Annotated in this window: 8 protein-coding genes; 5 read left to right on the top strand and 3 right to left on the bottom strand. The window is 71.1% G+C overall.

Features of this window, described 5'->3' with window-relative positions; all coding sequences use genetic code 11:
- On the bottom strand, positions 1 to 800 hold an 800-nt coding region (locus ACFRKB_RS17415; protein WP_383106690.1), incomplete at its 3' end, for an ABC transporter transmembrane domain-containing protein.
- A gap of 252 nt (positions 801 to 1052) precedes the next feature.
- Positions 1053 to 1205, bottom strand: coding sequence for a hypothetical protein (locus tag ACFRKB_RS17410; RefSeq protein WP_383106689.1), 153 nt, complete (start codon positions 1203 to 1205; stop codon positions 1053 to 1055).
- A 293-nt stretch (positions 1206 to 1498) separates the two neighbouring features.
- Between ACFRKB_RS17410 and ACFRKB_RS17405 the strand changes: the two genes are divergently transcribed.
- From ACFRKB_RS17405 to ACFRKB_RS17385, 5 genes are all read left to right on the top strand, one after another.
- On the top strand, positions 1499 to 3169 hold the full coding sequence (locus ACFRKB_RS17405) for an alpha/beta hydrolase (RefSeq protein WP_383106687.1): 1671 nt from the start codon (positions 1499 to 1501) through the stop codon (positions 3167 to 3169).
- Between the two features lie 262 nt (positions 3170 to 3431).
- On the top strand, positions 3432 to 3731 hold the full coding sequence (locus tag ACFRKB_RS17400) for a WXG100 family type VII secretion target (protein WP_383106686.1): 300 nt from the start codon (positions 3432 to 3434) through the stop codon (positions 3729 to 3731).
- Positions 3732 to 3800: 69 nt separating this feature from the next.
- On the top strand, positions 3801 to 4097 hold the full coding sequence (locus tag ACFRKB_RS17395; RefSeq protein ID WP_383106685.1) for a hypothetical protein: 297 nt from the start codon (positions 3801 to 3803) through the stop codon (positions 4095 to 4097).
- Between the two features lie 31 nt (positions 4098 to 4128).
- Positions 4129 to 4842 (top strand): hypothetical protein, encoded by a 714-nt coding sequence (locus ACFRKB_RS17390; protein ID WP_383106683.1) that lies wholly within the window; start codon positions 4129 to 4131, stop codon positions 4840 to 4842.
- A 10-nt stretch (positions 4843 to 4852) separates the two neighbouring features.
- Positions 4853 to 6103, top strand: coding sequence for a hypothetical protein (locus ACFRKB_RS17385; RefSeq protein WP_383106682.1), 1251 nt, complete (start codon positions 4853 to 4855; stop codon positions 6101 to 6103).
- Between the two features lie 77 nt (positions 6104 to 6180).
- Here ACFRKB_RS17385 and ACFRKB_RS17380 read toward each other — a convergent pair whose 3' ends face one another.
- A complete protein-coding gene (locus tag ACFRKB_RS17380) occupies positions 6181 to 10563 on the bottom strand; it encodes an FtsK/SpoIIIE domain-containing protein (RefSeq protein ID WP_383106709.1) in 4383 nt (1460 codons plus the stop codon).
- Positions 10564 to 10727: the final 164 nt, after the last annotated feature.

Genomic DNA, 10727 nt, shown 5'->3' with positions numbered 1-10727 from the left:
ACGCACACCGTTTCCAGGACCTCGACCAGCTGCTCGTAGCGCTCACTCATCCGGGCACCGGCCACCGAGGCGCGCATCCACGCCCGGGCCTCACGGCGCAGGCGCTGTTCCTCGGCAGCCTTCCGGTTGTACGCCTGGGTCAGCACAATGTTGCCGAGGGACTCCTCGACCACGGAGGTGATCGCCCCGTCCGCGACCCGCTCCTCCCGCGCCACGGCCTTGATCCGGCCCGCGAACACCCGGGCGGCCAGCCAGAACAGCGGAGCCAGGACGAACACGGCCAGCGCCAGATCCCAGCGCAGCCAGAACACCGCGACGGAGAAGAAAACCGTACTGAAAACCGCGGAGACCATGCCCACCACACCCGAGACCACCATCTGCTCGATGGCCTCGACATCACCGGTGAGCCGCTCGACCAGATCACCCTGACGGTGACGGGCGAAGAAATCGGGCGGCAACTCCTGCACATGAGCGAACACACCCGCGCGCAGCCGCAGTACGAAACGCTCGGCGGTCCACACGGCCAGCGAGTTGCCGCCGTACGCGACACCCGCCCCGCACACCGCCACCCCCAGCCACTGCACCGCCGGCCCCCAGAAAGCACCCAGCGAACCCCGCTGAAGCGCGTTGTCCGTGAGATCACCGAAGAGCAGAATCGCGGCGGTCTCCGCGAGCGCGGCCAGCACCACACAGACACACACCAGCACCAGCCAACGACGATCACCCCAGGTCAACGGCCAGAACCGAGCAAACGCGACCCGAGCCGTGAGGCCGGGGACGGCAGCGGCGGCATGCGTCATGGGCTCGACCCGAGCCGGATCCTTCGCGCCTCCGGGCTCCGCGGTACGACGGTGACGGCCGACGCCCGGAGCCGGCGAGGTGGCTGACGCGGGACTGGGCATGGGGCCGGGAACCGGTCTGAGGGAAGCCCGTAGATCGGCCGCGCGCAGGCGCATGGTGGGCTGGTCGTCGTACTGGGTCACTGTCACTCCTGCCCACGAGAGACGGCCCCGCGACCGGATGCCGCGGGGCCGCCCGTATGTCCCGAACCGTCAGCGGCCGCCGACCGGACGCGCCGCGTGACCGCGGGAAGGCGTGGCGGACGGCTTCTTGGCGCCGGCCGTGGGCTTGGCGGACGAGGCCGCCGGGCGTCCGACGGGAGCAGCCCCGGCGCGCTTCGGGGAGATGATCTTGTGCACGATCATGGTCTTGCCTCTCTTTCGTCGTTCATGTACACACAAGCCGTTGCCGGCTCGGCTTCCGCCGGACCGGAGGATCTGATCCGGCGGGGAAGCAACGACAGTCCACCAGCACGCGGCTTTTGTGGCCGTAAGAGAATTTCCTTAAGGTGACACAACCCTCCAACTCAGGTCTCACCCAGGGCTGTTGGGTCATTCCTTGGATGGAGGGAAGGTGCGGCCCGGCGGAGGATCCGCGTGCGGGGCCGGTTCCTGAAAGATCTTTCTTGTCCGAACATGCGACCGGAAGGATCGATATCGTGCGCAGACGACGTCTTGCGCCCCTGTTGGCCGTGAGTGTCACGGCGACGCTGGCTCCCGCGCTCGCCGCCCCGACGGCCACCGCCGCTCCGGCCGCCATCCCGTCGGCCGCCTCCTCGGCCGCCTCCTCGTCCGCCGCCAAGGGCACGCTGGAGCGGTATGTGAAGCAGAAGCCCCAGTGGAAACGGTGCGGAGCCGACTCACCGGCCGAGTTGAAGTGCGCCACGATCAAGGTCCCGCTGGACTACCGGGTTCCCGGGGGCAAGCGGATCGACCTGGCCATATCCCGGATCAGGAGCACCGCGCCCGACAAGCGGCACGGGGTCCTGTTCGCCAACCCCGGCGGCCCGGGGGACCAGGGGCTCTACATGCCGATGGGCATGCGGGACAGGCTCCCCGCGTCCGCACAGCGGAAGTACGACCTCATCGGCTTCGACCCGCGCGGTGTCGGACGGAGCAGCCCGGTCTCCTGCGGCCTGGAGCCGGAGGAGGAGAACCCGCTGCGGCCCTACAAGAAGGAGACGTTCGTCAAGGACGTCGCCTGGGCACGCGACGTCGCGGGCAAGTGCAAGGAGAAGGCCGGCGACACGCTCGCGCATATCACCACGCGCAACACCGCGCGCGACATGGATCTGCTCCGGGCGGTCCTCGGTGAGAAGAAGATCTCGTACGTGGGGTACTCGTACGGGACCTACCTGGGCGCCGTCTACACCCAGCTCTTCCCGGGCCGGGCCGACCGGTTCGTACTGGACAGCGCGGTTGACCCGGCGCGCGCCTGGCGGGGGATGATCCAGTGGTGGGCGGAGGGCGCCGAGCCCGCGTTCGACCGGTGGACCGAGTGGGCCGCCCGGCGTTCGGGGACGTACGGCCTCGGCGACACCCCGAAGAAGGTCGACCGGACCTTCTGGGACCTGGTCGCGCGGGCCGACGAGAAGCCCATCGAGGTGGACGGGCAGCCGACCACCGGTGATGACATCCGCAGCGGAATGCGCGGGGCGGTGTTCAGCCCGCAGGACGCCACCGAGGGGATCGTGGAGCTGAAGAAGGCCGCGTCCGGCGAGCCCGCCTCCGCGAAGAAGCTCACGGCGTTCGCCGGATCCGGGAAGACCGGGACGGCAGTCGCAGTCGCCGAAGCCTCCGCCGAAGCCGCCGAGGCGCCGTCCGACAACATGATGGCGAGCTTCTGGGCCGTGGTGTGCGGCGACAACTCGGCCCCCTGGTCCCGCGATCCTGAGAGCTACCGACGGGACGCCATCAGGGACAAGGGCCGTTACCCGCTCTACGGTGACTTCGCGTCCAGCATCAAGCCCTGTGCGTTCTGGGACACGTCCGTGGAGCCGGCGACCAAGGTGAACAACAAGGTCGGCGCCCTGATCGTGCAGAACGAGTGGGACGCGCAGACCCCGCTGCCCAGCGGTCAGGCCCTGCACGCCGATCTGAAGGGCTCGAAGATGGTCACCGTCCTCGGCGGCGAGGGCCATGGCGTCTACCCGAACGGCAACGCGTGCACGGACGGTACGGTCACCGGCTACCTGCTCACCGGCAAGCTCCCGGCGAAGGACGTGACCTGTAAGGCGACGGCCGGCTCGAACGCGGAGGCACGGAAGAACCAGAAGCGGGACGAACTCCCCGGATCCCCACTCGCGGAGCGTGCCCCGGACCGTTTCTGAGCCAGGCCGCACGGCCCACTTCCGCATGACCTCTTGAAGACGGGGCGGGACCTCCTGGCGGGGGTCCCGCCCCCTCGCGCGTCGTCCGCCGAAGAGTCATTACCGGCCAAGGGAGCCTGGTCACAGGCCTGATCAGGGCGTCCGGCCCCCTTCTTTCGTCACCGTTCCGCAACAGGCGTGAACCGCCTCGCAAGGTGCCCCGTACAGCCCGGTGTGCGCGGCTCAGTGACCGCGTCGCCCCGAATCGAGAAAAGGAACCGACATGGCCGGCGGCAACATCAACATCAGCCCGGACGAGATGCGGGAGGCGTCGATCTGGCTGCAGAACCAGAAGGACCTGATGCAGCAGAGCCTCCACGAGGCCAACACCAAGATGGAGGAGATGGTCGAGGCGGCCTACGCGACGCCGGGCTCCGAGACCAAGTTCCGTCCGTTCTGGGAGGAGTACAAGAACGGCACCCAGAAGGCGATCGAGGGCCTGCAGGGCGTCAGCGAGTTCATCAAGCAGGTCGCCGACGCGTTCGTCGACACCGACGACCAGACGGCCGGCTCCATCGGCTGACGTGCCCTCGTGTCCGGTCCCTCCCTTCCGCGGCGGGACCGGGCGGCGGTGGCCGGAGAGGAGAAACCGATGACCCGCATCAGCGTCCCCCTCGACGACCTCAACGAGACCGTCACGTCACTTGAGGACATCGGGGAGCGGATCAACAACACCGCGCGGCTCAGCGACGTCGGATCGAAGGCCGATGTGGGCGATTCGGCGCTCGCCGACTCCCTCGCCGACTTCGACGAGGCATGGGGGAAGGGCCACGAGAAGGTGCAGGAGAACGTGAAGGTCTTCTCCGAGAACACGAAGAAGATCTCCGAAGCCTTCACGCAGACGGACGACGAGACCGTCAAGACGCTGGACGAATCCAAGAACACCTGACGAGAGCCTGCTCGCAGAAGGGACATGCGTCATGACGCATCCGGTCACGGACCGGGCTACGGGGGCGCCCGCGCACTACAAGCTGCGCTACCCCGGCTCCTGGTGGTATCTGGACCTCGACCCGAGCACCCGGGACGCGTCCATCCGCCGCCGTATCGAGCACCAGGCGAAGGGAGTTCCGCAGCTCTCCCGCGAGCGGCTCGACAGCCTGATCCGCGACACCCGCAGGACCGCCCGCGAGGCCTACGCCCGGGGGGCACTCCAGGCGGCGGGGATGGTCAGGTTCCCCGGCGGGAACGCGATGCTCAGCGCCACGTCCATCGTGCTGCGGATGCCCGTGCCGGAGGACCAGTCGGCGGATCTGGCCGAGGTGCTGTTCGGAGCGGGCATGCAGGCCGGCGGGCCGCAGAGCAGCGGGTACCCGCCGCGCGAGGTGGATCTGCTGGAGCTTCCGGACGTCGGACCGGTCGGGCGGATCGCCTCGATCGAGGACATCGACTACAAGGGCACGCCGGTGCGCACGGCGCTGCTGCACACGCTGTTCCCGATCCCGGACCGCCGGGAATACCTGCTGATCTCCAGCTCCACGCCCAATGTGGATCTCAAGGACCAGTTCTTCGAGGTGTTCGACGCCATCGCGGGGACGCTGCGCTTCGTGAAGGTCGAGGACGTGGAAGTCAAGAACAAGGGCATGGCCGTGCCGGCCGCACAGAGCCGGCAGAGCACGGACGAAAACGGAAAGTGAGGGCGCGGCAATGGCGCGGCCAGCGGTGTCCGACTGGGAGACGGTCTTCGGGTTCTCGGACGACCCGACGCCGGGCGACGCGGAGATGCTCGGGAGGCTCGCGAGCCAGTACCGGTCCGTCGCTCAGGACGCGGACCAGGCGCTCCCCATCGTCAGCGGCCTGAAGAACAGCCAGATCGGCGAGGGCAAGGCCATGGAGAAACTCCGGGACAAGCTCGGGGACCTGGCCAATCAGGTGGAGAAGCTGCACAGTTCGTACGACAAGGCGGCCCGCGCGCTCGACACGTACGCCGACCAGTTGGGGGACCATCAGCGCAAGGCCGACAACGCCCTGGTCGACGGACGGGACGCCAAGGAGCGGCTGCAGCGGGCCACCGATGCCGCCGCCGCGGCGGGGTCCGTGATCAGTGGCCTGGACGCGGCGGACCCGCCCCCGCCGGACGACGAAGCGGCCCGGCGCAGCGCGCGGCAGGCCATGGAGGATGCCCGGAACGACCAGTCCGCGGCGCAGACGGACGTCGACGGCGCCCAGCGGGATCTCGACGCCGCCCGCATGCTCGCCGAGGACGCGCGGGAACTGCGCGAGATGGACGCCTCCACGGCGGCACGGGCCCTGGACGAGGCGACGAGCGAGGCGGTCCCGGGCAAGAGCCTGTGGGAGAAGATCAAGGACATCTTCAAGAAGGTGCTCGGCTTCATCAGCGCCGCCCTGGGCATCATCGCCATGCTCATCCCCGGATTGCAGGGCCTCGGGCTCATCCTGACGATCGCCAGTCTGGTCACCGCCGCCATCCCCTTCATCATGAACATCGTCGACAGCATTCAGTCGGGCGAGTGGGATGTGCTCGACATGGTCCTCAGCGGCCTGGGACTGGTGCTCGGCGGCGTCGGCCTGATCAAGATCGCCAAACTGGGCGGGATCGCGAACACCCTCAAGAGCGTCACGAACGACCTCAAGGCGATCCAGATCAACATCAAGAGCGTCGTCCCCACCATCAAGGCGTTCACCGGGTTCAAGAATCCGGGCGACCTGGTCAAGGACGTGCTGGTGAACATCCCCGGTTCGGTGCTGAAGACACCGGACATACTGAAGCAGCTGCCGGGCCTCACCAACATCTGGGCGAAGTCGGCGGCGTGGATCGACCAGAGCTCGAACCTCATCGGACTGGCCGGCCTCGCCTGGGCGGTCAACGGGGCCGTCCCCAACGGCTCGACGGGCACGATGGTGCGCGACCCCAGTTACGTGGAGGGATCGACCTGATCCGGGCCGCGTCCCGCCATGCGTGAGGGCTCCCGCCCCGGCCGTTCGCCGGGGCGGGAGCCCTCCGCCGTGGGACCTCAGCTCCCGGCCGGCGGGAGCACCGTCTCCGGGACCTGGACGGTGCGCAGCACGCCGTCGCCCAGGTGCAGGATGGCCCGCCCCGGGCGGGTCGCGCCCAGGCGGCTGCGGGGCACCTTGACGCCGATCAGTTCGCCGTCGCTCATGTTCTGCGGCTTCAGCAGCAGCCCGCACCGGTTGCGGCGGGCCTCGGTGTGCCAGCCGGAGAAGCCGGAGGAGAGCCGGTCGGTCTGCCCGGCGATCACCAGGCCCCGGCCGTTCTCGGCGCCGGACTTGGCGATCTGGGTGAGGACGGGCTCGGCCTTCGTCTTCAGCAGCAGGTCGGCGTCGTCCAGGATCACCACGGCGCCCTGCGGCGAGGACGCCAGCGCCTCCTCCAGGGCGGTGGGGTCGATGTCGGACTCGTCGAAGACCGCGAGGACCCCGGGCCGGCCGGCGAGTTGGCGCAACGGCGACCTGGCGGGCGCGCCGACGACGACGGGCGTCCCGACCGACAGCAGCGAGAGTGCCAGCGTCGCCAGGACCGTGCTGCGGCCGGAGCGGGCCGGTCCGGCGACGAGGAAGGTCGGCGTGATGGCGAAGTCCGGCCCGAACGCGGTGAGTTCGTCGCCGCCGACACCGGACAGGGCCCACCGTGCGGACAGCAGCGGCCGCGGCACGTACCGGGTCGCCTCCTCCCAGGTGAGCCGGTCCGGCAGGGTGTCGACGCGGAACGGCCGGGTGGCGTCCGGCAGATGGGCCGCCCGCTCGCGGCAGTACTCGGCGATCTGCTGCAGCGCCGCGGCCTGCGCCTGGCCTTCCGGGTTGTCCGTGAGGAGCGCGATCTGCGCCTCCGCCTTGTCGACGGCACGGAACGCGCGGCCCGGCGGGATCTCGTCGGGCACGTTGCGCTGGGTGATGCCGATCATCCCGTACTCGGACTTCTCGTTCAGCTTCAGCACGAGCTTGTCCTCGGTGGAGCCGTTGACCCGGCTGGAGAACAGTGCCCGGTCACCGGTCATCACCAGATGGATGCCGACGCTCGCGCCGTCCCGGAGCAGGTTCAGAACGGAGTTCAGCAGGTTCCCGGAGTCGTACTCGCCGAGCTGCTTGTCGAAGACCTCCCACCGGTCGATGAACAGCAGGATGTGCGGCGGCCGTTCGGCCTCCGGCAGGGCGCGCCGGAGCTCCGGAAGGTCGGCGCTGCCGCGGGCGGCGAGCATCTCCTGACGCCGGGTCAGCTCCTTGGTCAGCCGGGCGAGCAGCCGGGCCACCCGGTCGGGCTGGGTGCGCTGGGTGATGGCCCCGCAGTGCGGCAGCCCCTCGATGGGCAGCAGCGCGCCGTTGCCGCAGTCGATGCCGTACATGTGCAGCCGGCCAGGGGAATGGGCGAAGGCCAGGGTGCCGGCGATGGTGCGCAGCGTCTGCGACCTGCCCTGCCGGGGCGAGCCGATGATGTGCAGGTGCCCGAGCGTCGCCGGGTCGATCACCAGGGGCAGCCGGGCCTGCTGTGCGGGCAGGTCCACCACGCCGTACGCGACGGGCGCGAGGTCGTAGTCCGAGGGCGGGGGCGCCGGCAGTTCGCCGGTGACCAGAATCTCGGGCAGCGGCGGGAGCCAGGGGCTGTGCTGCGCGGGGATGCCCATCTCCCGGTCCGCTTCACGGATCGCCGTGACGAGCCCGGTGAGGTCGGTCTCCACCTCGGCGGGTGCGGCCGCGCCGCGGAGCCGGGCCGGGAGCGGCTCGCCGAGCCGTTCCCAGCCGACCGGCACCGCCCAGGGTGCCGGCAGCGAGGTCGCCGCGGCACCGGGCCGACGGCCGCCGACCCGTCCGGACTGGAACGGCACGAGGGAGTTCTGGCCCAGGCGCACATAGGCGCGCCCCGGGGTGCCCTGCGAGATCCCGGCGGCCTCGGCCGAGTTGAGGACGTCCTGGCTCTCGCCGGCGTCCGTCACCCGGAGCGCGATGCGCAGGTTGGTGTTGGCGCGGATCTCCGAGGAGACGACGCCACTGGGGCGCTGTGTCGCCAGGATCAGGTGGATGCCGAGGCTGCGGCCCCGCTGGGCGATGTTGACCAGCCCCTTCACGAAGTCCGGCAGATCGCGCACCATCGAGGCGAACTCGTCGATGACGATGAGCAGCCGTGGCATCGGCGCGCGGCCCGCCGGGCTGCGCTCCAGCAGCTCGACGTAGTCCTCGATGTCCTTGGCGCCGGCCGCGGCGAGGATGTGCTCGCGCCGGGTGAGTTCCGCCGTCAGCGACACCAGGGCCCGCTGGACGAGGTGCGCGTCGAGGTCGGTGACCATGCCGACCGTGTGCGGCAGGTCCACACAGTCCTTGAACGCGGAGCCGCCCTTGTAGTCGACCAGGACGAACGTCATCGCGTCCGGACGGTTCGCCACCGCGAGCGAGGCGACCAGCGTCTGGAGGAGTTCGGACTTGCCGGAGCCGGTGGTGCCGGCGACCAGCCCGTGCGGGCCGTCGCGCCGCAGGTCCAGGTAGAACGGGCCGTCCAGGGAGACGCCGACGGCCGCCCGGGTCGTACGGCCCCCGGCCGTCCAGCGCGCCCGGACATCGGCGGCCCGCGGCGGGTCGAGGGCGAGGACGTCGAGCAGCCGCGCGGAGCCGGGAAGCACCGCGGCCTCCTCGTCGGCCCCGCCCGGGTCGCGCAGCGGGCCCATCGCGCGGGCCAGCGAACGGCACCAGTCCACGGACACCGCGTCGGGCCGGATGCCCCCGACGGTGCCCCTCCCGGAGCGTCCCACCCGTACGGTTCCGCCGGGCTCCTCGGCGACGACGGCGTGGCACTCCTCGGGCAGCAGCCGCTCCTCGGCGTCCAGGCAGACCGCGCGGACGCCGACGGCCGGTCCGTCGCGCAGGATCTGCGCCACGCCGGGCAGCGAACGCAGCCTGCGGGCTCCGTCGAGGATGACGAGCACGTCGGGCCCGGCGGGCCGGCTCCGCCGGTCCTCCCGTCCGGCGCGCTCGACGATCAGCGCGGTGAGTTCGGCGACCCGCCGGGCGCAGGTCTCCGCGCCGTAGCCGATGCTGGCCGGGGTGTCGCCGGACTTCTTGCGCACATGCGGCAGCCAGCGCAGCCACGACCAGCCGTCCCGGCCCTGCTCGCCGGTCGTCAGCAGATGGATCTGGAGGTCACGGGGGCTGTGCAGGACGGCGGCCTGGGCGACCGCCCAGCGCGCCACGGCGCGCGCGGCCGGGCCCTCGCCGGCGATGCCGAGGACGTCGTGCTCCCGCAGCGGAACGGTCACCGGGACGTCGTACGCGGTCCACGGGTCCTCGCGGCGGTGTTCGTCCTTCGTCGGGTCCTGGAGCACCACGTCGGAGGCCAGATCGGCGGTTCCGATGCGCAGTTCGAGGAAGTCGGCGTCGGAGGTACGGCGTTCCCACAGGCGGCGCCGGGGACCGACGGCGGTCAGCACGACCTCGGCCGGGTCCGGGAACCCGCGGCGCCGGGCGGTGCGTTCGGCCTCCAGGGCCTTCGCCGCGTCGCCCTCGATGCGCGCCTTCTTCTCCTCGTAGGCGGCGACACTGTCGGAGTGGGACTGGCGCCCGGTGCGCCGGCTCATCAGGTAGTTGCCGAGGATCGCGATCGGGGAGAGCAGCCCGAACAGCAGCATCCACATACGGCCGAATACCAGCGCCCCGGCCGCCGCCATCACCAGCGGGGCGGCGGCGGTGATCCACGGGAGCGGCCGGGCCGCGGGCGGGGCGGGCGGGGAGGGCAGGGTGAAGCGGGTGGCGTTCTCGGCGGGCCGCAGCCGCGGCGGCCGGTTGTAGTCCCAGCCGGTGCCGTCCTCCGACGGCTGCACGGCCGCGTCCGGCTTCTGCGGGAGGGCGAGTTCGAGCAGGCAGTCTCCGACGAGGAGCTGTGCGCCGGCCGGCCAGGCGGTCGCCTCCGCCAGGTCCTCGCGGTCCAGTTGCAGGGTGCCGCCGCCGGGCGCGGAGGCGTCGGGCGCGATACGGCAGCGCCCTCCGGGGCCCACCGCCAGGACGGCGAACGGACGGTCCGGTACGGCGCGCAGCACCTGGGCGGTCCCGTCGTGGGCCAGCCCGATGCGGTACTCGCCCATGTCGAGCCGGTGCACGGCGCCCGCGCCTGCCCCGCCGACCGTACGGACCTCCACCAGCCCGTCCGGCTCGGCCGACGCGGTGCCCGCCGGGCGGCCCAGGCCCACGATGGCCGCGTGGTGGAGCGGCGCGTCCCGCAGCCGCATATCGGCGGGCAGCAGCCGGTCGCCGGCGTACAGGCCGAGGCCCTCCGGGGGCCGGTGGACGCCTCCCGCCCCGGCCAGCGCCTCCGCGACAGCGCTCACGGGCGTGTCGGGGTCGGCGTCGAGGTGGACGTCGAACACGTCGCCGCCCCCCTCGACCACGGTCAACATCAACGACACGAAAACGTCCTCCAGCCTGCGTGAATGGGGTCTCGGCAGCCGTACTCGGCGGCTCCCGTGCCACTGACTGGACCTACGGTGCCCGTCCGCGGATGGTTCATTCGGTGCGCCGGGTGAACCATCCGCGGACGGGCACCGTAGTGGCCTTCGGGTGC

The organism is Streptomyces scopuliridis (assembly GCF_042790125.1).
In the GTDB taxonomy this organism is placed as follows: Bacteria; Actinomycetota; Actinomycetes; order Streptomycetales; family Streptomycetaceae; genus Streptomyces; species Streptomyces scopuliridis_A.
This window is presented reverse-complemented; position numbering and strand designations above follow the sequence as displayed.

Excerpts from the sequence above, each read along its gene's own strand:
- ACFRKB_RS17410 (WP_383106689.1), bottom strand. The coding sequence starts at position 1,205 with ATGATCGTGCACAAGATCATCTCCCCGAAGCGCGCCGGGGCTGCTCCC.
- ACFRKB_RS17400 (WP_383106686.1), top strand. The coding sequence starts at position 3,432 with ATGGCCGGCGGCAACATCAACATCAGCCCGGACGAGATGCGGGAGGCG.
- ACFRKB_RS17395 (WP_383106685.1), top strand. The coding sequence starts at position 3,801 with ATGACCCGCATCAGCGTCCCCCTCGACGACCTCAACGAGACCGTCACG.
- ACFRKB_RS17390 (WP_383106683.1), top strand. The coding sequence starts at position 4,129 with ATGACGCATCCGGTCACGGACCGGGCTACGGGGGCGCCCGCGCACTAC.
- ACFRKB_RS17385 (WP_383106682.1), top strand. The coding sequence starts at position 4,853 with ATGGCGCGGCCAGCGGTGTCCGACTGGGAGACGGTCTTCGGGTTCTCG.
- ACFRKB_RS17380 (WP_383106709.1), bottom strand. The coding sequence starts at position 10,563 with ATGTTGACCGTGGTCGAGGGGGGCGGCGACGTGTTCGACGTCCACCTC.